This is a genomic window from Curvivirga sp., from assembly GCF_965219885.1.
Lineage (GTDB): Bacteria > Pseudomonadota > Alphaproteobacteria > UBA8366 > Aestuariispiraceae > Curvivirga.
On record NZ_CBDCOT010000008.1, the window covers coordinates 609,586 to 636,328 of the forward strand.

General features: G+C 40.8%; 35 protein-coding genes. 12 read left to right on the forward strand and 23 right to left on the reverse strand.

The features are described 5' to 3' along the window. Positions 1-11 precede the first annotated feature (11 nt). From ACOQOA_RS05350 to ACOQOA_RS05360, 3 genes are all read right to left on the reverse strand, one after another. On the reverse strand, positions 12-1,277 hold the full coding sequence (locus ACOQOA_RS05350) for an MFS transporter (protein WP_420547614.1): 1,266 nt from the start codon (positions 1,275-1,277) through the stop codon (positions 12-14). Between the two features lie 193 nt (positions 1,278-1,470). Next, on the reverse strand, positions 1,471-2,592 hold the full coding sequence (locus tag ACOQOA_RS05355; RefSeq protein ID WP_420547615.1) for a methyl-accepting chemotaxis protein: 1,122 nt from the start codon (positions 2,590-2,592) through the stop codon (positions 1,471-1,473). After that, positions 2,585-3,115, reverse strand: coding sequence for a PAS domain-containing protein (locus ACOQOA_RS05360; protein ID WP_420547616.1), 531 nt, complete (start codon positions 3,113-3,115; stop codon positions 2,585-2,587). Before ACOQOA_RS05360 ends, ACOQOA_RS05355 begins: the two co-directional genes overlap by 8 nt. 486 nt (positions 3,116-3,601) lie before the next feature. Between ACOQOA_RS05360 and ACOQOA_RS05365 the strand changes: the two genes are divergently transcribed. Both ACOQOA_RS05365 and ACOQOA_RS05370 read left to right on the forward strand, forming a co-directional pair. Further along, a complete protein-coding gene (locus ACOQOA_RS05365; RefSeq protein ID WP_420547617.1) occupies positions 3,602-4,429 on the forward strand; it encodes a substrate-binding periplasmic protein in 828 nt (275 codons plus the stop codon). A 9-nt stretch (positions 4,430-4,438) separates the two neighbouring features. Next, positions 4,439-4,693 (forward strand): CPCC family cysteine-rich protein, encoded by a 255-nt coding sequence (locus ACOQOA_RS05370; RefSeq protein ID WP_420547618.1) that lies wholly within the window; start codon positions 4,439-4,441, stop codon positions 4,691-4,693. A 45-nt stretch (positions 4,694-4,738) separates the two neighbouring features. Here ACOQOA_RS05370 and ACOQOA_RS05375 read toward each other — a convergent pair whose 3' ends face one another. Together ACOQOA_RS05375 and speB are read right to left on the reverse strand one after the other, a co-directional pair. Then, positions 4,739-4,954 (reverse strand): tautomerase family protein, encoded by a 216-nt coding sequence (locus ACOQOA_RS05375; protein WP_420547619.1) that lies wholly within the window; start codon positions 4,952-4,954, stop codon positions 4,739-4,741. A gap of 103 nt (positions 4,955-5,057) precedes the next feature. After that, entirely contained in the window at positions 5,058-6,020 is a 963-nt protein-coding gene (gene speB / locus ACOQOA_RS05380; RefSeq protein WP_420547620.1) for an agmatinase, read from the reverse strand. 110 nt (positions 6,021-6,130) lie between these two features. Between speB and ACOQOA_RS05385 the strand changes: the two genes are divergently transcribed. Then, positions 6,131-6,970, forward strand: a complete 840-nt coding sequence (locus ACOQOA_RS05385) for a response regulator transcription factor (RefSeq protein ID WP_420547621.1) — start codon at positions 6,131-6,133, stop codon at positions 6,968-6,970. Between the two features lie 5 nt (positions 6,971-6,975). Here the strand turns inward: ACOQOA_RS05385 and ACOQOA_RS05390 are convergent, their stop codons facing one another. The 8 genes from ACOQOA_RS05390 to ACOQOA_RS05425 all read right to left on the reverse strand — a co-directional run bounded on the left by ACOQOA_RS05390 (position 6,976) and on the right by ACOQOA_RS05425 (position 12,220). Continuing rightward, the gene (locus ACOQOA_RS05390) at positions 6,976-8,262 is read right to left on the reverse strand and encodes a diguanylate cyclase domain-containing protein (protein ID WP_420547622.1); all 1,287 of its coding nucleotides are present in this window, start codon (positions 8,260-8,262) and stop codon (positions 6,976-6,978) included. A 119-nt stretch (positions 8,263-8,381) separates the two neighbouring features. Then, a complete protein-coding gene (locus ACOQOA_RS05395; protein ID WP_420547623.1) occupies positions 8,382-8,885 on the reverse strand; it encodes an AAA family ATPase in 504 nt (167 codons plus the stop codon). Positions 8,886-8,994: 109 nt separating this feature from the next. Then, on the reverse strand, positions 8,995-9,375 hold the full coding sequence (locus ACOQOA_RS05400) for a VOC family protein (RefSeq protein WP_420547624.1): 381 nt from the start codon (positions 9,373-9,375) through the stop codon (positions 8,995-8,997). Between the two features lie 67 nt (positions 9,376-9,442). Continuing rightward, positions 9,443-10,183, reverse strand: coding sequence for an AraC family transcriptional regulator (locus ACOQOA_RS05405; RefSeq protein WP_420547625.1), 741 nt, complete (start codon positions 10,181-10,183; stop codon positions 9,443-9,445). Between the two features lie 35 nt (positions 10,184-10,218). Further along, positions 10,219-10,467, reverse strand: a complete 249-nt coding sequence (locus ACOQOA_RS05410; RefSeq protein ID WP_420547626.1) for a hypothetical protein — start codon at positions 10,465-10,467, stop codon at positions 10,219-10,221. Positions 10,468-10,589: 122 nt separating this feature from the next. Next, positions 10,590-11,063 carry a 30S ribosomal protein S9 gene (gene rpsI, locus ACOQOA_RS05415; RefSeq protein WP_420547627.1) on the reverse strand — a complete coding sequence of 158 codons (474 nt, stop codon included), beginning with the start codon at positions 11,061-11,063 and terminating at the stop codon, positions 10,590-10,592. 2 nt (positions 11,064-11,065) lie between these two features. Then, positions 11,066-11,533 carry a 50S ribosomal protein L13 gene (gene rplM, locus ACOQOA_RS05420; RefSeq protein ID WP_420547628.1) on the reverse strand — a complete coding sequence of 156 codons (468 nt, stop codon included), beginning with the start codon at positions 11,531-11,533 and terminating at the stop codon, positions 11,066-11,068. A gap of 237 nt (positions 11,534-11,770) precedes the next feature. Beyond that, the gene (locus ACOQOA_RS05425) at positions 11,771-12,220 is read right to left on the reverse strand and encodes a PaaI family thioesterase (RefSeq protein WP_420547629.1); all 450 of its coding nucleotides are present in this window, start codon (positions 12,218-12,220) and stop codon (positions 11,771-11,773) included. 67 nt (positions 12,221-12,287) lie between these two features. Between ACOQOA_RS05425 and ACOQOA_RS05430 the strand changes: the two genes are divergently transcribed. Then, positions 12,288-13,085 carry an enoyl-CoA hydratase gene (locus tag ACOQOA_RS05430; protein ID WP_420547630.1) on the forward strand — a complete coding sequence of 266 codons (798 nt, stop codon included), beginning with the start codon at positions 12,288-12,290 and terminating at the stop codon, positions 13,083-13,085. Between the two features lies 1 nt (position 13,086). Beyond that, positions 13,087-13,524 carry a CoA-binding protein gene (locus tag ACOQOA_RS05435; protein ID WP_420547631.1) on the forward strand — a complete coding sequence of 146 codons (438 nt, stop codon included), beginning with the start codon at positions 13,087-13,089 and terminating at the stop codon, positions 13,522-13,524. Between the two features lie 3 nt (positions 13,525-13,527). Here the strand turns inward: ACOQOA_RS05435 and ACOQOA_RS05440 are convergent, their stop codons facing one another. Then, positions 13,528-13,827: a hypothetical protein gene (locus ACOQOA_RS05440; protein WP_420547632.1), complete on the reverse strand. Its 300-nt coding sequence runs from the start codon at positions 13,825-13,827 to the stop codon at positions 13,528-13,530. Between the two features lie 47 nt (positions 13,828-13,874). Between ACOQOA_RS05440 and ACOQOA_RS05445 the strand changes: the two genes are divergently transcribed. Both ACOQOA_RS05445 and hisI read left to right on the forward strand, forming a co-directional pair. After that, the gene (locus ACOQOA_RS05445; RefSeq protein WP_420547633.1) at positions 13,875-14,795 is read left to right on the forward strand and encodes a peptidoglycan bridge formation glycyltransferase FemA/FemB family protein; all 921 of its coding nucleotides are present in this window, start codon (positions 13,875-13,877) and stop codon (positions 14,793-14,795) included. 35 nt (positions 14,796-14,830) lie between these two features. Further along, on the forward strand, positions 14,831-15,265 hold the full coding sequence (gene hisI, locus ACOQOA_RS05450) for a phosphoribosyl-AMP cyclohydrolase (protein WP_420547634.1): 435 nt from the start codon (positions 14,831-14,833) through the stop codon (positions 15,263-15,265). Between the two features lie 13 nt (positions 15,266-15,278). Here the strand turns inward: hisI and ACOQOA_RS05455 are convergent, their stop codons facing one another. Beyond that, positions 15,279-15,674 (reverse strand): VOC family protein, encoded by a 396-nt coding sequence (locus ACOQOA_RS05455; protein ID WP_420547635.1) that lies wholly within the window; start codon positions 15,672-15,674, stop codon positions 15,279-15,281. A gap of 237 nt (positions 15,675-15,911) precedes the next feature. On the opposite strand from ACOQOA_RS05455, the gene ACOQOA_RS05460 reads away from it, so the two are divergent. Further along, the gene (locus ACOQOA_RS05460; RefSeq protein WP_420547636.1) at positions 15,912-17,717 is read left to right on the forward strand and encodes an EAL domain-containing protein; all 1,806 of its coding nucleotides are present in this window, start codon (positions 15,912-15,914) and stop codon (positions 17,715-17,717) included. 35 nt (positions 17,718-17,752) lie between these two features. Here ACOQOA_RS05460 and era read toward each other — a convergent pair whose 3' ends face one another. The 6 genes from era to rpoZ form a co-directional block, all read right to left on the reverse strand. Then, complete coding sequence (gene era / locus ACOQOA_RS05465; RefSeq protein ID WP_420547653.1) at positions 17,753-18,652, reverse strand: GTPase Era; 900 nt, start codon at positions 18,650-18,652, stop codon at positions 17,753-17,755. A 27-nt stretch (positions 18,653-18,679) separates the two neighbouring features. Continuing rightward, positions 18,680-19,357 carry a ribonuclease III gene (rnc, locus tag ACOQOA_RS05470; protein ID WP_420547637.1) on the reverse strand — a complete coding sequence of 226 codons (678 nt, stop codon included), beginning with the start codon at positions 19,355-19,357 and terminating at the stop codon, positions 18,680-18,682. Positions 19,358-19,370: 13 nt separating this feature from the next. Further along, positions 19,371-20,147 carry a signal peptidase I gene (gene lepB / locus ACOQOA_RS05475; protein WP_420547638.1) on the reverse strand — a complete coding sequence of 259 codons (777 nt, stop codon included), beginning with the start codon at positions 20,145-20,147 and terminating at the stop codon, positions 19,371-19,373. A 103-nt stretch (positions 20,148-20,250) separates the two neighbouring features. Beyond that, positions 20,251-20,655 (reverse strand): holo-ACP synthase, encoded by a 405-nt coding sequence (gene acpS / locus ACOQOA_RS05480; RefSeq protein WP_420547639.1) that lies wholly within the window; start codon positions 20,653-20,655, stop codon positions 20,251-20,253. A gap of 35 nt (positions 20,656-20,690) precedes the next feature. Continuing rightward, complete coding sequence (locus tag ACOQOA_RS05485; RefSeq protein ID WP_420547640.1) at positions 20,691-22,859, reverse strand: RelA/SpoT family protein; 2,169 nt, start codon at positions 22,857-22,859, stop codon at positions 20,691-20,693. Between the two features lie 79 nt (positions 22,860-22,938). Next, positions 22,939-23,337: a DNA-directed RNA polymerase subunit omega gene (gene rpoZ, locus ACOQOA_RS05490; RefSeq protein WP_420547641.1), complete on the reverse strand. Its 399-nt coding sequence runs from the start codon at positions 23,335-23,337 to the stop codon at positions 22,939-22,941. A gap of 462 nt (positions 23,338-23,799) precedes the next feature. Here rpoZ and ACOQOA_RS05495 point away from each other — a divergent pair, with 462 nt between their 5' ends. The 4 genes from ACOQOA_RS05495 to ACOQOA_RS05510 all read left to right on the forward strand — a co-directional run bounded on the left by ACOQOA_RS05495 (position 23,800) and on the right by ACOQOA_RS05510 (position 25,978). Beyond that, a complete protein-coding gene (locus ACOQOA_RS05495) occupies positions 23,800-24,489 on the forward strand; it encodes an NYN domain-containing protein (RefSeq protein WP_420547642.1) in 690 nt (229 codons plus the stop codon). Between the two features lie 175 nt (positions 24,490-24,664). Then, complete coding sequence (locus ACOQOA_RS05500; RefSeq protein ID WP_420547643.1) at positions 24,665-24,946, forward strand: hypothetical protein; 282 nt, start codon at positions 24,665-24,667, stop codon at positions 24,944-24,946. Next, entirely contained in the window at positions 24,940-25,329 is a 390-nt protein-coding gene (locus ACOQOA_RS05505; protein ID WP_420547644.1) for a hypothetical protein, read from the forward strand. The genes ACOQOA_RS05500 and ACOQOA_RS05505 overlap by 7 nt, the downstream gene beginning before the upstream one ends. A gap of 10 nt (positions 25,330-25,339) precedes the next feature. Next, complete coding sequence (locus tag ACOQOA_RS05510; RefSeq protein WP_420547645.1) at positions 25,340-25,978, forward strand: uracil-DNA glycosylase; 639 nt, start codon at positions 25,340-25,342, stop codon at positions 25,976-25,978. 9 nt (positions 25,979-25,987) lie between these two features. Here the strand turns inward: ACOQOA_RS05510 and smpB are convergent, their stop codons facing one another. Both smpB and ACOQOA_RS05520 read right to left on the reverse strand, forming a co-directional pair. Then, positions 25,988-26,488: an SsrA-binding protein SmpB gene (smpB, locus tag ACOQOA_RS05515; RefSeq protein ID WP_420547646.1), complete on the reverse strand. Its 501-nt coding sequence runs from the start codon at positions 26,486-26,488 to the stop codon at positions 25,988-25,990. Positions 26,489-26,513: 25 nt separating this feature from the next. Beyond that, the coding region (locus tag ACOQOA_RS05520) for a dihydrodipicolinate synthase family protein (protein ID WP_420547647.1) at positions 26,514-26,743 on the reverse strand (230 nt) is incomplete at its 5' end.

The following is a 26,743-nucleotide window of genomic DNA, read 5'->3' on the forward strand; positions in this document are numbered from 1 at the left end:
TGGGCGGCTGATTATTCAGCCGCCGCCGCAGACATTGTCAAAGGTCGTTCTTTCACTGGCAAATGAATAATTGCAGAGAAAGCACCGACCCCGACACCGATCCACCATACAAGATCATATGTACCATAAGCATCATAGAATACACCGCCTAGATACACGCCCATGAAACTGCCGAGTTGATGTGATAGGAAAACAAGCCCGTATAAAGTGCCCATATATTTCAAACCATAGATATAAGCGACCAAACCGGATGTTAATGGCACTGTTGCCAACCATAATGCGCCCATCGCCACAGAGAAAATCATAACTGACCAAGGTGTCATTGGGAAAATGATAAATAGGGCCCCGACGATTGTGCGTAAGACGTAAATAGTGACCAACAAATATTTCTTGGAATATTTCTTACCCAGAGCCCCCGCTGCAATCGCACCAACAATGTTGGCAACGCCAATCACAGCTAAAGAGAATGCGCCTAATGCAGAGGTACTGTCGATACCAATATCACGTAAGATGCTATCTGTTGGAATGCCTAGACAAACCTCAGTTACATATGCCGGGAAATGCGCCGTAATAAACGCTAATTGGAAACCACAGGAAAAGAAACCAAGAAAGATCATCGCATAACTTGGGTCTCTTAGTGCTTTCACCAACACTTCCCCAAGGCTTTCTTCCAATTCAACTTTGGTCGCCATTTTTTCAGTGCGTAACATTGGCAATACAACCAACACTGCAATGATAGCCACAGCAAATACTAAAAAGACATTTGACCAGTTCATATATTGTAATAGCGCATTGGCAATTGGTGGACCAATCACTTGGCCTGCAGAACCTGCCGCCGTTGCAATACCAAGTGCTAGGGAACGATTTTCTGCAGAAGCACTACGGCCTACCACAGCTAAAATCACACCAAAACCTGTACCTGCGATACCAAACCCAACAAAGATTTCATATAGCTGATGTCCAAGTGGTGTTGTAGAATATGCGCTTAAAACCAACCCTAAAGCATAAATAATTGCACCAAGGATAATTGCCTTCATATCCCCGAATTTTTCTGCCAGCGCCCCAAAAATCGGCTGTCCAATACCCCAAGCCAGATTTTGAATGGCAATCGCCAAAGAAAACTCATAACGAAGCCAGCCAAATTCCTCAGCAATTGGAATTTGAAACACACCAAAACTTGCGCGGATCGCAAATCCTGTCATTAGAATGATACATCCAGCAAACAAGATTGGAGTAAATACGGATGTTTTCTCCGTCGTCGCAGCCTGTACAGTCATAATTCTGATCCCTTTAACCAAGTTCCAAACTTATATCCCTTAAGTCTGAACCTTTATTCATTTAACAGACAAAATATAGGCTTCGTATTTTGGAAACAATGGATGGTCAGAGAATAACATTTATTCCTAAGAATTTCATAAAAGAAAAGGCGTGCCAGATGACACGCCGTTAAAAACTATAATTTCTATAGAGTTAGCTATTCAACACACGTTGTAATTCTTGTGCCTGACTGGCAAGGTCTTTGGAAACGTCCCGCACTTCCGTTGCGCTTCGATTCACATTTCCAACATTTTGGGTCATGCTGGCAACATGTGTGGAAATTTCTGAGACGCCTGATGCAGCTTCCTGTACATTTCGGGCAATTTCATCTGTTGCTTCGCCTTGCTCATGAACTGCTGTTGCAATACCTGCAGATACATCACTGATATTGTTTATAGAATTTGAAATTTGACCAATTGCACTTACCGCAGATACGGATGCATTTTGTATATTATCGACCTGTACCTTAATGTCTTCAGTCGCGCGTGCAGTTTGATTAGCAAGGCTCTTAACTTCATTTGCAACAACCGCAAATCCTTTCCCTGCATCCCCCGCACGTGCAGCTTCAATAGTTGCGTTAAGTGCTAATAGATTTGTTTGGGCGGCAATATCATTAATTAAAGAGACAACGTTTTCAATTTCAGTTGAGGCACGAGACAAACCTTGAACCAGATCATTAGCTGCTTCTGCATCAGATACAGCAGCCTGGGCCATATTGGATGATTTAGCTACCTGTTGATTAATATCTTGGATAGAGGTGTTAAGCTGGGTGGCAGCCGAAGCCACGGTATTTGTATTTGCTCCAGCTTCCTCCGCTCCGGCTGCGACACTAGCTGACAAACTTTCTGTATCAGCAACCGAAGTAGACATATCCTGGGCATTAGCATTTAGTTGGGTAGAAGCAGCCGTAATCGTGCTAACCAATTCACCAAAGGCATTCATCTTCGTTTCCACACTATCTGCCGCAGAATTGATTTCGGCAACCGCATCCCTATAAGCACCTAGCATACCATGTTCAGAAACACGCCGATAATAACGATTAGTAGCCATAAATCTCAGCGTTGCAGTTGATTCACGCACATAAGAATCTGTACGATCAATCATTTCATTAATCTTATGACAAAGCTTACGCTCGACACCTTCCTCCTTGGTAATTCCCGAAACTCTCGCCTCAAAATCCCCTTGGCAAATACGTTCAATGACGCCAAGAATCTGCTCTATCGTTTCTTGTCTGACATGATTAATTTTTGGCCCTTTATTTGCGCGTCTAAACATGCTTACTCTCCTTGGCTAATTGAGCCATAAATTCATTATATTCCATTCCTTTATCAGCTAGGATTTCATTTAAAGCAGTCATGGAATCTCTAATTCCCTGCTTGCGATTTGATGCAGTTTCTTCAATCTTTCTCAGTTGGTCATATAATGGCTCAATAATCGACTGTACGATCTTTGGATCAGGAACCCGTCGTGTAGAATGATATCCTACAACCTGCTTGTTAAGGATACTTGGTGTGACATGTGCTAACACCCAATAGTGATCCCCGTTTTTAGTAGAATTCACAACATAGGCAAACACCTCGTGTTTTTCCTTTATCCGCTCCCACAAAAATTCGAAAATTACACGCGGCATATTTGGATTACGTATCATGCTATGAGGTTGGCCAATCACCTCATCTTCTGTGTAACCCGCGATGTTTAAGAAAACATCATTTGCATATGTAATTCTACCCTTTAGATCCGTCTTACTGACAATCAAACTTTCATGATCAAAAAATACTTCTTTCCCCTGATAACGCATATGCGCCCCCGTCTTAAAATCACATAGATATCGAACACCCCAACAAAATGCCCCCCAGCATTTCTATGTTTTATTACCAATCTAAGGGAAAAGTTTCATAAAGCTGATATTCTATGTAAAGACCTTTGCAAGAAAAACATTCACCATAATATACAGAATTCATTGAATATTTTAATTTTCCTCATCTAAATTAGGTGAGTAAATTCTAGTAACTTTACCAACCGAAAAAGGAATACCAACATCATCATCCAAACTTATAATTACTTTTTTAAATATTCTAATTATACAACTGATCAATTTTTAACGATATTTTATCAATTATTAATCTTACATTAATAAATCACATAATTTTTAATAATATTAAATTTTATGTAATATTTCATATTCTATCATTTCTAGAATATAAAATATTCACACAAGCTATTTCTGTGATAAGCTTTGCATGAATGAATTCCCCTATAACAAAATAACTTAGGGTTGAGTCTTATGAAAAGTTTAAAAATATCATTTTTTTATAATAGGTTTGCATTTTTTGTAACCGCCTTCATATCCATATATCTTGTTTTAATTTCATTGGCGAATGCATGCGACGAAATTATCATTTCCGGTCACCCTAATTATCCACCGTATCAATGGCGACACGAAGATGAGATTATAGGCGCCAGTATCGACATTGCCCGCAAAATACTTGATGAGCAAAAAATTGAAGTAAAAACACCATATGTCGGCCCTTGGAAACGTGTTTTACGTTCCGCAGAACATGGCGATATTGATATGGTCGTCGCACTCAAAAACACCAAAGAAAGGCAACAATATCTCCATTTCAACGATACACCATTTTACATCAACCCCTTTGTTGTTTGGACAAAGGCGGGTGACGAATTCACCTTTAATAAGTGGGAAGATCTTATTGGTAAAAGAGGCGGAAAAAACCTCGGCGATAGATATGGTGATCCCTTTGATGCTTTTTTGGAAGAAAACCTATCGGTGACTTCGGTAAATAGTGTGGCCTCCAATTATAAACTTTTAGCAACAGGCAGACATAATTATTACATTCACGGACTATATCCCGGTCGATCATTTCTAGCAGTTAACAACCTCAGTCATAAATTTACTGCACTTGATAAAACGATAAATGAGGGTTTTGTTCATAATGCATTTTCAAAAAAATCCAATTGTTTACATCTTAATCATGTCTTCAATTTAAGACTTAAAGAAATGATGGAAAATGGTGAAACCCAAATAGCCATGGAGAGAAACCTAAAACTTTGGCAGACTTTGGGAAAACCAACAAATCTAGAGCTAAGCAATTAAAGTGACTAAATGGAAAACACACAAAAATATCAATGCCTTTGCTGTGGGTATCGAACCTTAGATGAACCTGCAACAGGAAATTACGACATTTGTCCTGTCTGTTTTTGGGAAGATGATCCGATTCAAGCAAGTGATCCGGATTATAAAGGTGGCGCAAACCAAGTAAGCCTTATCCAAGCTCGGTCAAACTATTCAGTTTTTGGAGCTTCTGACAAAGATTTACTGGAACATGTTCGACCACCAATGGAACACGAAAAAATATAGTAACAAGAAGCCTATAGATAATATCTACAGGCTTCTTATTTAACATTAAACTTCGATAATTTTATCAGATGAGTTTTTCCACTCATCGGTCAACATACCGTGATAACCCCAGTTTTCCTCTTCAATTTCCTGAAGAACAATATGGATATGTTCGGGTTTCTTATTCAGTGTTCTCACCAATGTTTCTGTCATTTCTTTGACAATGGTTCGTTTCTGATCACGATTGGCACCTTTGGTGATTTGCACATTGATATAAGGCATATATCGACCTCCTGTTCATAAAGTTTCCGCTTCTTCACATATAGTGAGGAAAAATGAAACAACTACTACAAGATTGAAAATTTTACCTTTTTCTCTAAATCACTTACTTACCCAGTTTATTGTAGGAGTAAATCGCAAGTAACTCAGCGGCAATAGTCGCGCCGGCCAAAGCTGTGATATCCGCGTGGTCATAAGGTGGTGAAACCTCAACCACATCCATGCCTACCGCATTAATGCCCGCCAGATTACGTAACAAGATCATCATATCCGGTGATGTCACCCCGCCAAATACGGGCGTCCCTGTCCCCGGTGCAAAGGCCGGATCCAGACAATCAATATCAAAGGTGATATATGCCTTATCATTTCCAACGATACGTTTGATTTCAGCAGCACAAGCTTCCGGTCCATGTTTTGAAACCCAACGCGCATCCAAAATATTGAAACCTAATGTATCAGGATTGGTTGTACGCAAACCAATCTGAACCGATTTTTCTGGAATTATAATCCCTTCCTTTGCGGCTTGATAGAACATGGTACCATGATCTACACGCCCGTCTTCGTCATCATTGGACCATGTATCTGAATGGGCATCAAAATGGATCAAAGACAAAGGACCGTGTTTTTCAGCATGTGCTTGCAAAACAGGGTATGTAATAAAATGATCTCCCCCCAAGGTCAGTGTCGCTGTGTCTTGATCCAGAATATTCTTGATATGATTACGAATTTCTCCCGGCATATCTTCCAGGCGCCCATGATCAAAGGAGACATCGCCATAATCCACCATGGCTAATTCGTCGAACATATTGAAATCCCAATCATATGGACGTTCCCATGCGATTTGGGAGGATGCTTCACGAATAGCGCGTGGGCCAAAACGTGTGCCTGGACGGCCGGATGTTGCCGTATCAACAGGCACCCCTGTAATAGCCACATCAACCCCATCTAGATCACGACTATAACGACGGCGAAAAAAACTCGTTACGCCGGCAAATGTATTTTCCGGATGAAGGCCGTAATTGCTTTTACTTAGAAAAGCCGCATCACCAAAAATTTCTTCTTCACTCATAAGGATCGTCCTAATCTTGATTTTCTATTTCTTTTATTTGCAAAGAAGGTAGATAGGGCGCTTTGTAAATGATATATCCCTAAAGGGATATAATTTAAGTACTAAAAATCGTGAAAGATATATTAGATAAATTAGCGCATGTGACCGCCTCTATCGGTGATATTGGCTTTTTTGAAAACCTGACAAGTTTTCTCAAAAGTCATATCAACTTTGACAGATTAAGCGTTGATGCAGTTTTTGGAGATCTGCGTCCAATTCCTGTCTATGATAATTGCCCGCCTGAAGAATATGACATCTATACAGCCCGTTATCTCAAAGGCCCTTATAAACTTGACCCCGTTTGGCAATATTGTCAGCAACAAGACACTCCCATATCAAAATCCTATACCATGGATGATTTCCACACGGTGTCATTTAAGAAATCCAAATTTTATCAAGACTATTATGTTCAAACAGAAGTGATAGATGAAGTTGGTTTCATCTGTATTCTGGAAGATAACAGAGCCCTAACCCTAAGTATGGTTAGGCGGCGAAATCAGCGACTATTTTCCCGAGCAGATATGGAATTTCTCTTGGCTTATGAGAAAATAGTCATCGCAATGTTAAAATCACATTGGCGCGTATTAAGTCGTAAACTATCTAGTGAGAGCCATACAAGAAATATTAATGATATTCTGGATACTGGTCTAGAGACTTTTGCAAAATCCATTCTGACATCAAAAGAACAGAAAGTCGTAACCTTAATATTACAGGGAAATGATAATAAAAATATTGCCCACCTTATGGACATCACCATTGGCACAGTTAAAAACCATCGAAAAGCCATTTATCGCAAACTTGATATCACCACTTACGCCGAATTGTTTTCTTTATTCCTACTGTCTTTGCGAAATGTAGAAAAGGCCGTCTCTGCCGATCCGATGGTTTTGGTCGAAAACAAGGAATCATAATTCACTTATGACGCAATCAAGTAATTGTTTTTACCTGACTTCTTAACTGTATACATACGCTGGTCTGCCTCACGTATCAGCTTTTCTGAATCCGCCCCATGGTCAGGGTAGAGTGCCACGCCCACACTTGCACCAATTGTAACTTTCTGCCCCTTGATATCTATCTTGGGTACAAAACTATCAGTAATTTTTTCTGCTAATGCGGATACAGCGTCCATATCTTTTACACCCGTTTGTAAAAGTATAAACTCATCTCCGCCAATACGTGAGACGATATCAGCATCCCGAATACAGGATTTCAATCTGTCTGCAACAGCTTTCAAAACAGCATCACCTATGTCATGGCCGTAGGTATCATTGACATCTTTAAATCCATCTAAATCAATAAACATCACAGCTAATTTTTCATTTTCACGTGAGGCAAGAGCCATTAATTTGGTAACATTTTCCTGAAACAAACGTAAACTCGGTAGGCCTGTAAGTGCATCATAGTGGGCAAGCATATGAAGTTCCGCTTCCGCCAAACGCGCTTCCTCTAAGGCAATTTTCAGTGGCGTCACATCATATTCCGCCATCAAGACCAAAAAATCCCCGGTTAACGGATGGCGGGTCATGCGGATATCCAGCATATGTGTACGTATGCCTGCAGAGGTACGCATGCGATATTCCCATCGCCCGCCCTCTTCTTCTCTTGCACGTTTAAAACAGGCTAAACCTTCTTCATGAGTTTCAAAACGTGCGGTAAAGTCTGTGACATCTTCTTCGTATGATACGTCATTTAAATGTTTATAGGCTTCGGTTGCCGCCGGATTTTCAATAACGCTTTCCCCTTCCAAGGTAAAGCTGGTCACCATCACCGTGGTGTAGCGCATGGCTTCCACAAGTAATAAATTCTCCGGCTGCTCCCCTAAATTCACGTCTTCGTGGATATAGGCAATAATGCCACGATGACGTTCCGGCCCTAACAATGCTGCGCGATGCTTCATAAATAATGTTTTGGGTTTTCCATTTGGATATGTGGTCCAGGGGTCAACGGTAAGACCTTCTTTCACGGCAAGGTCAAAAGTTTGTTCCATCCGCTTCCTGGCCCCATCAGTATCACCAGATAGATCCTTGTTGATCAGATCATCAACCGTTTCCAACCCCCAGAATTTTATGGCTTCTGTGTTTCCCCACCACCATCCATGCTTATCCAGATCAAAAACCCAGATCGGATTGGGAACAAGATCATATAGTTTTAATTCGTCTGGCGTTTCAATGATTGTTAAATGGCTATAATCCGGCTTCGTCATTTTCGTTCTTTTTTAACCCCACCTGCAATTCAGATTTCTTTTTATGTTGCATAGCGTGGTTATCTCAGCCGAAGAATTCCAATTAATCAAGCTTTATGAAAAGGTATTCCGATATTTTTTTAGGGTTGAATTTCAATCAGTTCTACATCTTGGGGAAGTTCTTCAGATGTTAAAGGCTCAAATATTGTCTCACAGAAATCAAAAATTTCCCGCGGCACCTCAAAGCGATAAGTTCCGGTTTTCTCAAGATTTCGTTTTTCAACCCGTTGCCAGCGCGTTTCTTGATCAACATCCAGATAATGAACAAGGATTTCATTTGGCTCAGGATCAAACGCTTCTATCACTCGGCGGCGTTGTTCCTTTGAAAAAAAGCCCATATCCAAGATCACATGCACGCCTAACGAAACAATACTCTGCGTCTCTTTCAGGATTTGTTTTTCGATTCTAACCGTTCTTTCCAATGCCCATTGATATGTCTCTTCCTCCGGTGCATCCATCCAAAACAAGTTCCCCATCCAGTCATCAATGGTAAAAATATGCGCGCGTTCTTGCTGCGCTAATATAGAAGCATAAGTACTTTTGCCAGCCCCAACATTACCAACAATCAAATGAATTTTCGACACATTCTTCCCCTACATATTCTGAACAGACAACCTATCGCTAAATTCAGTTTAAACAATAAAAAACGCCACCAATAGGTGACGTTTTCATAACTAAAAAGCTATCGATAAATCACTTCATAGAACTCACGCCAAAGATATTCCCCTCTGTATCCTTACATAAAGAAACCCAACCAAATTCACCGATTGAAAATTTTGGACGGATTACTTCGCCGCCTGCGGAAGAAACACGCGCCTCCACATCTGCACAATCATCAGCAGCAAAATAAACGACAGTGCCGCCTACACCAGGTTTGGCATGTACAGATTTCGATAATGCGCCACCCGCACCATAAGTGCTCATATCCGCCGGAAAACTCATCATCTGAATTTCCCCTCTCGGATCCCCTAAAGGTTCCAGTTTACAGTTTAAAATGGTTTCATAAAAACTAACGGCCCGATCCAAATCATCCACATATATATCAAACCATCCAATTGCATTCATTTTAGACATTTTTAACTCCATTAACGTTAAATATGCCTTTGCTATATCAAACAGTTTTCACGTCGTATTGTAGATATCAGACATCAAACTTTTTGGAATATCTTGCCGGTGTATAACCAGTCGCTTTTTTGAATGAATGAATAAAATGAGATTGATCTGCGTAAGACAGAGATGGCTCCCCTAAAAGTGACTGCTGTAAACGTAAAACCTTAAGAAAATCATGTGGCGCAAATCCCGTACTTGCCTTTAAGACCCGTTGTAGCTGTCTTGCGGATAGCTCAGCGACCTCTGCCATATCAGCAACTGAATGAATATCCTCAAGCTGTTCGAAAATCTTTTGCGTGACGATGTTTTCTTTTACCAGCTTTCGTTTAAGAAGTTCTTCTACAAATTCCGACAATAGGTTTTGTTGATCGCTAAATTGCAGTCCTTTAAGTTCATTATTCAAGCCTTGAAGCGGTAAGTCACCTTGGTATGGATCTTTCACTAATCCATAGGAAACAGGTATCAAATCATGTTGCCAAACACCCGGTAAAAATCTGACATTCACAAAATGAAAAGATTTCCCTAGACTTAGCTCTTCCGAAGATGCTTTTAGACGTGTAACCCCTGCCACATCTATATTAAGCTGATCAAAAATCAGATATGTGCATGCATCTGGTAAGGCATGGAATTGATACTCTTCTGCTAAACTATTCTCGGTATAAATTTCCAGATATCGATGTATGATCCCGCTCAAATGTTTTGGTGGTCGTGCTTCTACAAAACGCACCCGATCAATCGATCGTTCCTTCCCATTTCCTTTTGGATCGTACAAATTTCTATTCCGCTCACGTTGATATTAATTAAAACCTATTTTTCAATTTTCAACGTATGTCGTGCATCTTTTAAAATCTCGTCAAAATTTTGCATAAATGGTTCAGAAAGAACCTTCTCAAATGAAGCTTCAATATTCCAAAGCAACTGTTGTTCAACTTCGCTTTCAAAATCTTTTTCCAAATCAAGATCATTAAACTTCGCCAACCATGAATAAAATACTATAGCCTCATTTTTGCTAAAATTTATAGAAACATTTTCATTTGAGAGTTCATAAACATCCATCGCAACACCTTCATGAGTTAGCAGTAAGTAGATAGAAAAGAGCAAATCATTTGGTTAGAATAAAAAAACCCGCCACCAGATGGTAGCGGGTTTTTCGTAACAGTTCGACTGTAACGTAACGATTAACGTTTGGAGAACTGGAAGGAACGGCGAGCTTTTGCTTTACCGTATTTCTTACGTTCAACAACACGAGCGTCACGTGTCAAGAAGCCGCCGGATTTCAATACACCGCGAAGAGCAGGTTCGAAATTAACCAAAGCGCGGGACAAACCGTGGCGCAATGCACCAGCTTGACCGGACAAACCACCACCTGTCACAGTTGCCATAACGTCAAACTGACCTTCACGCTCAACGTGACCGAAAGGTTGGTTAACGATCATTTGCAATACTGGACGTACGAAGTAGTTTTCGATTTCACGACCGTTTACAGTTACTTTACCGGAACCTGGTTTGATCCATACACGTGCAACAGCACCTTTACGGCGACCAGTTGCATAAGCACGGCCCAAGTCATCCAATTTAGGCTCAGCAGGTGTTGCAGAAGCTTCTGCAGCGCCAGCCAATTGAGACAAATCATTCAATGTTTCTTCAGCCATGATTAACCCCGTGTATTTTTAGAGTTGCGTGCTGCAAGATCAAGAACTGTAGGCTTTTGAGCTTCATGTGGGTGTTCTGTACCCGCATATACTTTCAAGTTGCTCATTTGCTTACGGCCCAATGGTCCACGAGGAACCATACGCTCAACAGCTTTTTTGATTGCACGTTCTGGATATTCACCTTCCAGAATTTGACCCATTGTGCGGGATTTAATACCGCCTGGGTGACCTGTATGCCAGTAGAATTTCTTGTCTGTCAGCTTACGACCTGTTACAGCGATCTTCTCAGCGTTGATGATAACAACGTTATCACCACAGTCCATGTTTGGTGTGAAAGTTGGTTTATGCTTACCACGCAGAATTTTAGCAACTTCTGCAGCAAGACGACCAAGCACCAGACCTTCCGCATCGATCAAGATCCATTTCTTGCTTTCAGCGATTTCACTGGCTTTCATAGAATAAGTCTTCATGACACATCCTGTAGCTTGTGATTAAAATTAAAACTCGATAAAAAACCGCGGCACAAACTGCGCCGCGTCTCTGGAGAGGGGTTGTATAGAAGCTATCTTTGCAAGTCAACCCCAACTCAATTTTAAAAACACAATAAAAACAATAACTTATAAAATTGGTATTATAATACCGCAATTATTTTACCTTATTTTCTGCGTTTCACAGCCTCTTTTTCAGATCACGGTATTTAAATACCGCTATTTTTGAGGTGGAACAGAATATGTACCCGTCACATGAGCACAAGGTTGGTCATCCCCTTCTGCATAAAGGGTCATATCACCAACCATCAATCTTTTACCGATTTTGATAAGCTTTGTATGACATAATAGATCAGCTTCGCGTGGTTTGTTTAGGAAGTTAATATTCATACTCGTGGTCACCGCCAATGGTACCTTCCCCACGACAGATAATACCGCCAACCACATGGAATAATCGGCCAGCGCAAACATAGCTGGTCCACAAATAGTGCCACCCGGGCGCACATGTTTTTGTGCATATGGCAAACGGGTCAGACAATCCGCATAATGTAAATCATCAATTTTGAAATCATAATAATCCGTAAATGGTGCATCACTATCGCGAATAACCTCAAATTCTTCTGCGGTAATCGCAGAAGGCTTTTTTGCCATATCTTTCATGTCGTTCATTCCCCTATTCTCTTTCAAACTTATTCTTGTTGTTCTAAGCTTTATGTAACTTGTTAAGGGAAAGCTAATGACAAAATCTGAAGTTTCAAAGGAAAATCTTCTTTTACGGGAAGACAGAAATGCTGTTGCCTATCTAACGCTGAATAGAGCGGAAGCTTACAACGCCTTATCCATTGGTCTAATGGAAGCAATTCTATGTGAACTTGACGTGCTAGATCGCAATCCTGAAATTGCCGTTGTTGTTATTCAGGGAGCCGGAAAAGGGTTTTGTGCAGGTCACGACCTGAAAGAAATGAAAGCCACACCAACTGTTGAATTTAGAGAGAAAACTTTCACAACCTGCTCCCGGATGATGCAAGCTATTGTGAATCTTAGACAACCTGTCATTGTTAAAGCCCATGGCATTGCCACAGCCGCAGGATGTCAGCTGGTCGCAACAGCGGATTTGGCGATTGCGGCATCAGACACGCGTTTTGCCACCCCCGGTGTGAATATCGGTTTATTTTGCTCAACCCCAATGGTGGCCTTAAGTCGTGCAGTTTCAAAGAAACATGCTATGGAAATGTTGCTCACGGGCGATATGGTAAATGCAGACAAAGCCGTTGAAATTGGCTTAATTAATCATCATGTATTAGCTGATAACCTTGACCAAGCAACAATAGATCTTGCTGAAAAAATTGCCTCTAAATCTCCGCTGGTTTTAAAAACAGGTAAGGAAGCTTTCTATAAGCAAGATGATATGAATTTGGCTGATGCTTATGACTATTGCGCCCAAGTCATGGTAGAAAATATGAGTTTCAAAGATGCAGATGAAGGCATTCAGGCCTTTATCGAAAAACGCCCTCCGATTTGGACAGGACAATAAAATGGATTTTAACCATAAAGAAGATTTCTATTCCGATGCATATATCGCGGATATTTTAAACACCACAAAACGCATTGCCCTGGTCGGCGCCAGCGACAAGCCTGAACGGGCAAGTTATCGGGTTTTTAAATTCCTGCTTGATAAAGGATATGACGTCATTCCTGTTTCTCCTAAATTTGCGGATAAAGATCTTTTAGGACAAAAAGGATATGCGTCTCTTGACCAAGTACCAGGTGACATTGATCTGGTAGATGTATTTCGTAATAGTCGTGACGCAGGTGGCGTTGTGGATGAAGCAATTAAGAAAGGTGCCAAAGTGGCATGGTTGCAGCTTGAAATCATCAATCATGAAGCAGCTGATCGTGCAGAAGCCGCAGGTTTAAAGATGGTAATGAACCGCTGCCCTGCAATCGAGTATCCTCGATTAGGCCTTAGTTAAAATCTATTGAGGTAACGAGATCTGTTGTTCAGACCATAGGCATAACACAGCATAACAACTATCTAATCCTAAATGGAAAAGAACGAATAAACCGATATCTAATAACAAACAGATAAACATAAACAGGAAGACGGCTTTCCATGTAAGCCTTAATCCCGGACCAATGGGCTTATCAAGAAAGCTCTGCTTTTGGGCAGAATAGGAACCAATGTCAGAAACTGTTTCTTGCCCTTTTGCCGTTTGCTCCCCTTTTAATTTATCAGAAGCTGCACGACTGGCTTTGCTTATTTTCTTTTTTGCCATTAGATTTCCCCTAAAGTGCAGACCTAAATAATTTCAACAGGCATAAGATGAACAAGATTCACCTAGAATGGGAAGAGTTTTCTCAACAAGATTGGGAAGATTGTTTGGATAGAATCCCACGTAGTAATGCTTTCCATGACTGGGATATGGCTGAAATTCTTACCAAAGAATTTAATAATAGACTGGAGAGATGCCTCATCAAACGAGGTAATAAGATTATTGGTTTAGCCCAACTTTACAATGTGCCAAAACTTAAAATCCTGACACATCGCAAATTGATCCGGGGCCCGATCTTTTCAAAACCACCAATGCCGGATGAATTGATGGATATCCTTCTTAAAATTAAACAAAGAAAATCTCTGTTGAAAGGCTATATGACCGATCTGATGCCTGAACTGCCTGACAGTGAGGCCGTTAATCGCGAACTCAGTAAAAATGGCTTGCACAAGGTTTTAAGCGGCTATCAATCCATCTGGGTTGATTTGCGCAAATCCGAAGATGATTTACGTAAAGACTTACATAGCAAATGGCGTAATCAACTTTCAAAAGCAGAACATGAAAATCTCGATTTCATGGAAGATGCTAACGCTCAAACTTGGTTATTACAGCATGTAACGGAGCAACAAAACACGATAGGCTATGACGCAATGCCACCTGCTGTATACTTCAAACTACCTGATAGTAAAAAGATGGTTGTATCTATTCAGTACAATCGAAAACCCTGTGCTGCGGTTTTGATCCAACTTCATGGACAATCGGCAACTTATCAGCTTTCCTATGCAGATGAGACTGGCAAAAAATTTAATGCAATGAACTTATTGCTTTGGAAATCAATATTGCATCTCAAAAATAAAGGGATCACCAATTTTGATCTTGGCGGCATAGAACCCGAAAAAAATCCCGGTCTCGCGCGATTTAAAGAAAGAATGGGTGGAGAAAGCTTTACATTAGCGGGTAACTTTACGTAAGTTGCGTCCATCTCTTACTTAATAGGAATGAAAAGATGAGTTTCCCGGACAACTCTTCCCTCTCCAAAGCGGAGCTAGAGGAAGGTAACATTCTCGCCCCAAGGTTTGATGAAAATGGTCTAATCCCCGTTATCACAACCCATGCGGAGACCAAAGACGTATTGATGGTTGCCTATATGAATGCCGAAGCTCTTCATATGACTATTGAGTTGGGAGAAGCCGTTTATTATAGCCGCTCACGTGATGAAATCTGGCATAAAGGAAAAACCAGTGGACAGGTTCAAGTGGTCAAAGAAATGCGCACTGACTGTGATCAGGATGCCATTGTGTTATCTGTGATACCTGGTGGTGATGGTGGCTGTTGCCATGTGGGATATGAAAATTGCTTTTATCGTATCATCCCATTTGGCAATAAGGATAAAGCAGACAATCCAATACTAGGTGAACCGGATGTAACAAAGGTGCGATAATCGCACCTTTTTTTTATCTTTCATTATATTTTGAAACTTCAATCAGATTTCCATCCGGATCACGGAAATAAACAGATGTGATAGGACCTTTTGCGCCGGTTCTTAGAACGGGGCCTTCTAAAACAGGTACAAGTGATGTTTCCAAATGCGCGATCACGGTTTCCATCGGTTGGGTTGTAATAAAACATACATCTGCACTGCCTGTATTAGGACGTGCAGGTAGTTGTTCTACACCCGCATTATCTTTTTCATGAAGATTGATTTTTTGTCGGTTAAAATGCAAGGCAACACGACCGTCGTTAAATATCTCACGACGCATTCCTAAAACACGTTCGTAAAAGTCACAAGTTGCGTCAATATCCGCAACAGTCAAAACAAAATGGTCTAAACGATCAATTGTAATTGGCATGATCGGCCCCTTTTTCTTTTTTGTTAATCCCGTCCTGCATTCCAATAGCTAAATAAGTGATCTGATAGACAGTGTCCAGTTTCAATACATAATTATAACTTAAAAATAAGAAGAACTTAAAGGAAATCTAATAAATAAAACCAACACTTATTTAATAATTCTGTAACCAATATTTAGTTTAAGAGTCATTCCAACTTGATATTTATGCCTGCCAAAAAGATCAGAGATGTATGACTAATGGAAAATCTAGACCACCAAGCATTTCTCAACGGCATTAAACGCCACATCAAATATGCTTTTCAGCCAATCGTAGATATTCACACAGGCACAACTTATGGCTATGAAGCGTTACTGCGTGGTCAAAGCGAATTAGGTTTCCAATCTATTCAAAATTTCTTCGACTATGCTTGGGATCAAGGCGTCCTTCATCAAGCAGATGTTATTCTTCGTCAAAAAGCTTTACACGGTTTTGCGAGCATTGATGGTTCGGAAAATATGCGACTTTTCTTCAATATGGATGGACGCACTTTTGAGTCCCCTGACTATCATCCAGATAGTACTGCAAAGCTACTTCAGACATATAATTTACCCCGTGACAGCCTATGCCTTGAAATGTCTGAGCTTTATAACAATAGCGAAGCTAAACATATTACAGATATTCTGGCACGTTGCAGGCAGCAGAATTTCCGTCTCGCCCTAGATGATTATGGTCGTGGTTTTTCTGAACTTAAAATGCTTTATGATTACCAGCCTGACTATCTAAAGATTGATCGGTTTTTTATTGATGGATTGGCTGAAGACCAGAAAAAACGTCTTTTGGTTTCTAATATGGTAAATATGTCTCATGCTTTGGGAATCCATGTGATTGCGGAAGGTGTTGAGCGTGTACAGGATTTCAATTTCTGCAGAGAACTTGGTTGTGATCTGGTGCAAGGTTATCTGATTTCTCGCCCCCAGCTGGATCATGACAAGGTGAAGACCTATTATCCAATCATCACCAAACTTAATAATGATGACCGTCGGAATAGAAAACAAATCGCATCAAATGTTGAAGAACATTTAGAACATCAGAATACAGTTATTCGGGAATATGATCAGATCCAAGATGTGCTGGAAATGTTTAAAAACAACCCTGATCGCGTCTTTTTTCCTGTCGTGGATGAAAAAGGCGAAGCACGCGGCATTTTGCGTGAATCGGTACTGAAGGGATATATATATAACCGCTTCGGGCATGCCTTACTAAACAATCGCGGTATAGGGCATCGTGTTATTGATTTCATTACCCGATGTCCAATCGCGGATATTGATCAGAGCCTTGATGAAATCCTGCACATCTATGCGACTAATGACATTCCTGAAGGGATTATGATCAGTCGTAATTTCAAATATCTTGGTTTTTTGAGCAACCATTCGCTATTGCAAATCATCAATGAACGACGCCTTGTTCAGGCACAAGACCAGAATCCATTAACCAAGTTACCCGGAAATAATTCCATCAACGATTTTGTTGGTAAGATATTAAATACTCAATCCACAGGCACACATGGCCTAGCCTATTTCGATTTTAACAATTTCAAACCCTTTAACGATCATTATGGTTTCCGCCAAGGTGATCGCGCAATCTTGTTATTCGCAGACATCATGAAAAAGCACCTTGTTCAGGAAGGAGCATTTTTAGGGCATGTTGGCGGTGACGACTTCTTTGCAGGCTTCTCTGACAAAGATCAGGAAACTGTATTACTAAAAGTTAGAAAAGTTATTGCTTCATTTAACGAGGATGTTGAAAGCTTTTATGCCAAGGAAGATCGAGAAAAAGGCTATATCCTTGCCAAAGATCGTGATGGCCTTTTCCGTAAATTTGCGATGTTATCCTGTGCCGCAGCTGTATTAATGCTACCTGCCTCAGCCTCAGTAGATCAAATGGACCAGATCGGTGAAAAACTTGCCTATTTAAAAAAGCAAGCGAAGAATACAGATGGTTTTGTCGCCTATGACCATCTGGAAGCACAGCAAAAAGCAAAAGTGGAGCTCCTTCACGGGTAACTCCACCAAAACCTTTTATAACTGACCAAGAGAAGTTAAGCGTTAAACTCTAATCCCCATTGCATGTAGAAATTAGAATTTTCTTCCCAGCGTTCACGCACTTTTACATATAGGAACAAATGTACCTTGCGCCCAAACATTTCTGTTAGCTCTTCACGCGCATCTGCGCCGATCTTTTTAATACGCTGACCATCTTTGCCCAGAATGATACTACGTTGACTTTCACGACGTACATAAACGGTTTGTTCAATTTTCACACTGCCGTTTTTAAACTCTTCCCAAGTCTCAGTTTCCACCGCTAATTCATATGGTAATTCTTGATGGACATTTATAAACAGTTTTTCACGAGTTACCTCAGCCGCCATCATACGTAATGGCATATCCGTAATCTGATCCTCTGGGAATAACCATGGGCTTTGCGGGATTTTCTCACACAGGAGTTTCAACAAATCACTAGCCCCGTCTCCATTCAGAGCAGAGATCATAAAGATATCAGTGAAAACACCTGATTCATCTAGTTCAGCAGTTAACGTTAATAACTCTTCACGTTTCACTTTATCAATTTTGTTTAACGCCAAGACGGCTTTACGGTTATTTTCCTGTAGATTTTGGATAATTGCTTTAACCTCGTCTTTCAGGCCAACCATTGCATCTACCATCAGGACCACAACATCTGCATCTTTTGCCCCATCCCAAGCAGCACGCACCATGGCACGATCCAAACGGCGCTTTGGCGCAAAGATACCCGGCGTATCCACAAACACGATTTGCGCATCATCTTCAATCACCACCCCAAGCACACGGCTTCGGGTTGTTTGTACCTTATGAGTAACAATAGAAACCTTGGTTCCCACAAAACGATTTAACAATGTGGATTTACCAGCATTTGGTGCCCCGATTAGCGCAACAAAACCCGCGCGACTATTTTCCGGCATTGTCATAATTTTAAATTCCTTACAAGCTTATTCAGCAGTTAATTTTTCTAACATAGTTGTCGCCGCTTTTTGTTCAGCAACACGTTTGGTTTCACCTTGCGCAGACACAGCTTCGCGTCCCGGCAAAGCTACTTCAATGGTAAAAATTGGCGCATGATCCGGTCCGCTACGATCTGTCATGGTATATGCAGGCAAGGGCATTTTGCGTGCCATAGCCCATTCTTGTAATGCAGATTTTGCATCTTTCGGCGGTTTGGCAGTGTTTTCTAAGCGTTTTTCCAAATATTTATGGATGAACTTACGTGCTTCTTCCAAACCTTGTTCTTTATAAATTGCCGCAATCACAGCTTCCACAATATCAGAAAGAATCGCCGGGTTATGTCTCGCACCACTTTCTTCTTCTGCTTTACCCAAAATAACATAGTTCGGTAAAGAAATTTCTAACGCAACTTCCGCCAAAGTTTCCTGACGCACTAACGCATTAAGACGACGAGACAATGCCCCCTCTGGTTCTTTAGGAAATGCTTTCATCAACATATCGGCAACACAAAGACCAAGTACACGATCTCCTAAAAACTCAAGACGTTCATAGCCTAAATCCCGACCATGGCTTGCGCTTTTATGTGTTAAAGCCCGTGTTAATCTTTTCTCATCAGAAAGGGTAACACCAAGAGCCTCAAAAAACGGAGCGTAATCTACAGACATACTCAAAAATTTCCTAGTCTACAGAATGTAACAATCGGTCATATCGTGTACCAATAAACCATGTCCACGGCAGATACCATTTCACACGACTATCCGCCGAATAGAATAAATTCGTCGCACGCCCGACCAAATTATCAAACGGAATATAACCAACAGATGATAACACCCGACTATCAGAAGAGTTATCACGGTTATCTCCCATGCCAAAATAATGGCCTTCGGGAACAATAAATACCTTGGTGTTATCCAGATAAGCTGTGTCAGTTTCCTCTAAAATATTGTAACTCTTTCCATTTGGTAAAGTTTCAACATATTGTTTTATACTCTTCGGGAAAGGTGTCTCCGGATTGATCACATAATCTTCGATACGGCGGCGTTTCACAGCTTCACCATTAATATGCAAAACACCGGCTTTTACCTGAATGCGATCTCCCGGCAAACCGACAATACGCTTCACATAATCCACACCATCTTGTTTTGGATTACGAAAAACTGCGACATCACCGCGCTCTGGTTCACTTCCCATTACACGTCCCTCAAATGGAGGAAAACCAAAAAGGAAACTATATTTACTATAACCATATGAAGATTTATTTACGAACATATAGTCACCAACCATCAAGTTTGGATACATGGAACCCGATGGAATATTAAAGGGTTCAAACAAAAATGTTCTGAAAACAATTGCAATGACCAAAGCCCAAAAGACCGTCTTCAGTGTGTCCCATGCTTCAGCTATAAGACCATTCTCTTTTTGCTCTTCAGAAGTATTGCTAGACATTTTTGCCATTCGTTTTCTCTAACTTAAAATCAATAACATGTTCAATTCATATAAAAGGGTTATGAGTGTTCATATAAGACCTGTCAATGCAGGTTCAAACCCTTTTATCTGTTTATGTTTTGGGGTTTGCTGAAATAATCACCATCGCATGTGCCAAACCAGCTTCATCTGTTAAGGACACATCTACCTGTGGTTCCATTCCTTCCGGTATCAAACTCATCATCCGTTTTAAAGCTCCGCCATGCAATCGCATAGTTGGCTTTCCACTTGGTTCCGGTACAACTTCCATGTCACGCCAGAAAACACCCTCACGAAATCCCGTTCCCAAAGCTTTAGAACATGCCTCTTTCGCTGCAAACATTTGCGCATAGCGATCCGCTCTTTTATTGGGGCGACGTTCCGCACGCGCCTGTTCTTGTTCAGTATAAAGGCGCTCTAAAAAACGAGCTCCAAACTTCTTTAGCGTTTCCTCAATACGTGGAATTGCACAAAGGTCAGTACCTGTACCAATGATCATGTTTCTATTCCTATTTCAGGTAATCTAACCGACAGTTAACCTTGAGATCTTTCAACTGTATTCACCACAGAAGACGCTCTCAAAGCCGCAATAATATTACTCAGCTGTCTTACATCAGTTACTTCAACATCCACCATGATATCGAAGAAATCTTGTCCACGGTTGGTAAATTTCAAGTTATTTATGTTACCACCATCTCGACCAATCGTTGTTGTCAAAGATGCTAACGCCCCTGGTTCATTTGAAATGACAGCACTGATACGTCCCACAAAACTGGACTTCTCATCTGAATCCATATCCCAAGACACATCAATCCATCGTTCTGGCATATCCGCAAACGCCTCTAAAGTGCGGCAATCGATAGTGTGAATCGTTACCCCTTTACCCGTTGTGACGATACCAACAATGCGATCCCCTGGTAAAGGGTGACAACATTTCGCATAATGCAATGCCATACCCGGTATCAAACCGCGAATAGGAATTGCGTGTGCTGGTAAATCCTTCGCACGGGTCTGTGGCATTTTCTTTGCCACTTGTTGGCTGTCTTTTGCCCCCGGGTAAACACTATAAAGGACTTCACGTCCTGTTACCTGTCCCTCGCCAATACGCGCATGCAGAGTTTCAATAGTATCCGAGCCATGCTTGTCCAAAATAGACTTCAGAGCTTTTTCCGTTAATTCATAGTCAGCTTGTCGGAAAGTATTTTCCAGAATTTCCTTACCTAAACTGATATATTGTTCACGTTGTTTGGATCGAATAAAGCGACGAATGGAAGCACGCGCCTTACCAGTTACAACAAAACTTTCCCAAGAAGGGTTCGGAGTTTGCCCCTTTGATGTAGAAATCTCCAACTGATCACCATTACGTAATTTCGTACGCAACGGAACAATACGACCATTTACTTTTGCAGCCACACAATGATCACCAACTTCGGAATGAACCGAATAGGCAAAATCAATTGGTGTCGCCCCCCGAGGCAATGCATGTAAATCACCTTTCGGCGTAAATACAAATACTTGATCGGAGAACATTTCCATCTTGGTATGTTCAAGAAACTCATCAGGACCAGCTGCATTGGACATAATGTCTAACATGTCACGCAGCCAACGATATTGATTGCCTTCCTTATTGGCGATATGCCCCGGTTTCACCTCCGGTTCACCACCACTTTGCCCTTTATAAACCCAATGTGCTGCGACACCAAGCTCAGCAACTTCATGCATATGCTGCGTACGAATCTGAATTTCAATTCGTTGATTTTCCGGACCAATCACACCTGTATGTAAAGATTGATACCCATTTGGTTTCGGTAAGGATACGTAATCCTTAAAACGACCCGGCACAACGGTATACTGACCGTGAATAACACCTAAGGCCTGATAACATTCGTTTGGATCTTCAACGATCACACGGAAGGCCATAATGTCGGAAAGTTGTTCAAAACCAACATTCTGTCGTTGCATCTTACGCCAAATAGAATAAGGAGATTTCTGACGCCCTGTCACTTTGGCATTCAATCCATGTTGGTCCATCAAGCCTTGTAATTCTTTAATCACACGGTCAATGAGGCCGCCTTCTTCATTATTCAGAAAATCCAAACGCTTAAGGATTGAACGACGCGCATCAGGATTAAGTTCCCGAAAAGCTAATTCTTCAAGTTGCTCTTTCCAATCCCGCACACCGACACGTTCTGCCAATGGCACATATATATCCATTGTCTCTCGTGAAATACGGCGGCGTTTCTCTTCCTTCTTAATGAAGTGAAGAGTGGACATATTATGAAGACGATCAGCCAACTTCACTAACAGAACACGGATATCCTTAGACATCGCAAGAACAAGCTTACGGAAGTTTTCTGCTTGTTTATTTTGTTCTGATTGAAGTTCAAGTTGAGAAAGCTTTGTGACCCCGTCAACTAAACCGGAAACTTCATCCCCAAATAGGTTAGAAATTTCATCCAAAGTTGCATCAGTATCTTCTACCGTGTCATGCAGTAAACCTGTCATGATCGATGCTGCATCCAAGCGTTTCTCGCTCAGCAAACCCGCAACTTCAACAGGATGGGAGAAATAAGGATCCCCAGATGCACGCAACTGGGTACCATGTTTTTGCATGGCATAAACATAAGCGCGGTTGAGGGCATCCTCATCCGCGCCAGGGTCGTAACTACAAACTCGTTCGGTAAGTTCGTATTGTCGCAGCATTACCAAGCCCCCTCTGTAATACCAATCCCGAAAGTCAGGACATTAAAAGACGGTTTCGGAGGGTAACTTGATTTATGCATTAATCTTCTACGTTTGGAATATCCACGTCTTCAAAGCGAATGGAAGCATCCAACTCTGTCTCTTCAACAGGTTTCGCTTCAACACCTTCTTCTCCTTCTTCTGCAACAGCTTCAGCAGCAGGTGCAGCAAGAATTTCCATCAATTCTGCTTCGCTTTCAGGCTCATCCAGATCAGCAACTTTTTGCAACCCTTTCACAACGCCTTCAGACAAGCCGTCTAGTTCAACTGTCTCTTCAGCAATTTCACGTAAAGCTACAACTGGGTTCTTATCGCGGTCGCGTTCAACGGTTAGCAACGCACCATTGTTGATTTCGCGGCTGCGCTGTGCAGCAAGCATCACCAAATCAAAACGGTTAGGAACTTTTTCAACGCAATCTTCGACTGTTACGCGTGCCATCTGGGACAACCCTTCTGTATATTTAACATCAATTTATCAAAGCATTTTTTTCAAAATAGCGCAAAGCAGAAATCAGAAAAAACAATATTTTCAATTCTCTTTCGCAGCCGATTTTGAACAATACTACGGCAAAAGCTTTCGCCCCACAAAGACAAACTTGGCAGGGAGGCTGGAATATAGTGCTATCCCCCTCCCTTTTCAAGCTCATTTTTTACAAACATAAAAAAGAAATACTATTACTCAAAAATAGTCACACTCATAATTAAATTCCACAAAAAGTGGCTTAAACTAACTTTTTCTGTTGCCCTGTTTCTTCGTTGTGCTAGTCTTCATTTATTAAATCTTTTTTGAATTTTTCATATAAACCAATGATTTGTCATTCAATAAAGCAAAAACTAATATTCTAAAGAGCATTTTTCTTTTTTGACATACAGATTTTTACAGAAAGTTGATTAAATTATTATGGCTTTAAACATTTATACACAGGAACGTGTTGCATTGTTTATTGATGGCGCAAATCTATATTCAGCTGCACGCACACTTGGCTTTGATATCGACTATAAGAAACTGCTTGCCCATTTTCGCAGCCAAGGGCAACTTATTCGTGCTTTCTATTATACGGCTCTATTTGAGGATCAGGAATACTCTCCTATTCGTCCCCTAGTCGACTGGTTGGATTACAATGGATATACTATGGTAACCAAGCCTGCGAAAGAATTCACAGATGCCCAAGGCCGCCGCAAGGTCAAAGGCAATATGGATATGGAATTGGCGATTGATGTATTAGAAATGTCAAAACATCTTGATCATGTAATTCTATTTTCCGGGGATGGCGATTTCCGTCGCTTAGTTGAGGCGGTTCAACGAAAAGGCGTACGTGTCACCGTTGTCAGCACAATCAAGTCAAACCCGCCAATGATTGCTGACGAATTACGTCGTCAGGCCGATGGTTTCGTCGACTTAAAACGGATCGCTAAAAAAATTGCACGCAACTTTCATGATATTGATGAAAGCGATTATGATGATCCGCCGCAACCCTCCGCGGAAATCAAACGCGACCACACCAAAGATTATGACGATGTTGATATAATCGAAGAAGTTAACGGCAACATCGAACAAATCGAAATTGATCGAAGTGTGGAGCGTTTATAAACTTCCTTATTTCAAACGAACAAATCCTATATGTTGAAAATCTATTTTTGAAACTACTCTGAACTAATTTAAACGCCTCACATATTCAAAGACTTAAGGCGCTCAACAAACATATCATCATTGATCTCAGAGCAAATTGGAACAGAATACAAGTAGTTCAATTAAGGAAAAAATTATGGATGCTGTTCTTAAATTTATTGACGATGGTATTGGATATGGCTCGGCCGCATCAACTAGATCGGCTATCAATGAAATTTGGAAACTCCGTAACTTAATCGGTAGTGAAAATTCTCTAATTTTGAAGTCACAAAAAATGTTGAAATTTAACAACACAGATGAGTTCGATGATTGGAATAAAGTTAGATATGGTTGGGATCATGAGTTCTACATTCAAGAATTGATGCGATCGAAAAGTGTGTCTAACTCAGGGAAGGCAGAAAGGGGAAGAGAATGTTAGAAAAAGAAATAATAGAAACGGTAAAACTAGTTCAAGCACAGATTTCAATTGTTAATGATTTATGGGCATATTATTCGGCAGTTACTCTTGGAGTGATTGGTTTTATAATATCACGAAAAAACGCTGATAATCTAACAAAAGAAGAGGTCATCGCTTTTATACTTGGATACTCACTATTTGCCATTGGAAATATGATTGCATTAACAAAAGGGCAGTCCACATTACACTATTTAGCAAATATTAATGACCAAACACCTGAAAATATAATAGTTTTTGATGTTTTTTCTAAGAATACAACGCTTACTTTCCAACTAATAATGTATTTCAGCGCAATAGGGGTTATTGCCTTTACAAGTAAACAAGTATTTAAAAAATCCAAATAAGGGAGATTAAATGGAACCCAATTTCCCAGATCATGACTGCAATATATGCCCTAGATTGAAATCCTATATTGATTTTCAACGGATTGAACATCCTGAATGGCATAATGGGCCTGTGCGCAGTTTTGGAAGTATTAAATCAGAAGTCTTAATACTTGGTTTAGCCCCGGGTCTTCACGGGGCTAATACCACTGGACGTCCATTCACCGGGGATATGTCAGGTATTTTATTATTTGAAATGATAGAGAAATATGGATTTTCTAATGGAAAATTCGAAAACAATCCTGATGATAAACTAGAACTTATCAATTGTCGCATCTCAAATGCTGTACGTTGTGTGCCGCCAGAAAATCGACCCACAGGTGTTGAGATGAATAACTGCCTACCCTTTCTAAAAGATGAAATAGAGGCCATGAGCAATCTAAAAGCCATCATGTGCTTAGGCACTGTTAGTCATAACAATGCATTAAAAGCATTGGGATATAAGAAATCACATGCAAAATTTGCACATAATGCAAAAGTAACACTCGACAACGGCATTACCCTTTTCGACAGCTATCATTGCTCTCGCTATAATCTGAATACAAGACGCTTAACGCCAGAAATGTTCGAAGACGTTTTTAAAGATATAAAGAAATATATTGAAGGCTAAGCATAATTATTAACCTAACTCTCTCATCAAGCGACCTTGCTTTTTCTTCCAGTCACGCTCTTTGATAGATTCACGTTTATCAACGCTTTTCTTACCCTTAGCCAAACCTAAAGATAGCTTACAGATACCACGATCGTTAAAATAAAGTGACATTGGAATCAAAGACATACCGTCACGACGTACTAAACCTGACAGGCGATCTAATTCTTTACGTTTCACCAATAATTTGCGATCACGCTTTGGCTTATGTTGCATCTTTTGATGTGCATTTGGATATTCACCAATATGCACATTTTGAAGCCATAACTCACCATCTTTTGGCGCCGCAAAGGCATCAGACAAAGAAACAGTACCAGAACGCAAGGATTTAACCTCCGTTCCCGCCAAGACAATGCCGCATTCCACGGTTTCTTCGATGGAATAGTCATGTCGGGCACGACGGTTCTGGGCAACCGTTCCCGTCGCTAATAAAGCCGCCTTCTTTTTGGCATTTTTATTTTTACCCGCCATAACTTAACAATCCTTAAGAATTCACTTAAAGCAAACCTGCACCTTCAAGTGCCGCTTTAACTTGCGCTTTACCTGCATCCGTCAATTCAACAACAGGTAAACGACCACGCGCCGAACATAAACCAAGTAACTCTGCCGCGTATTTAGCTGGTGCCGGAGACGGCTCACAGAACATCGCGTCATGGATTGGCATCAAGATATCACGTATGCGCGCAACTTCATCCCAATTTTTCACATTCCATGCATCGTGTAATT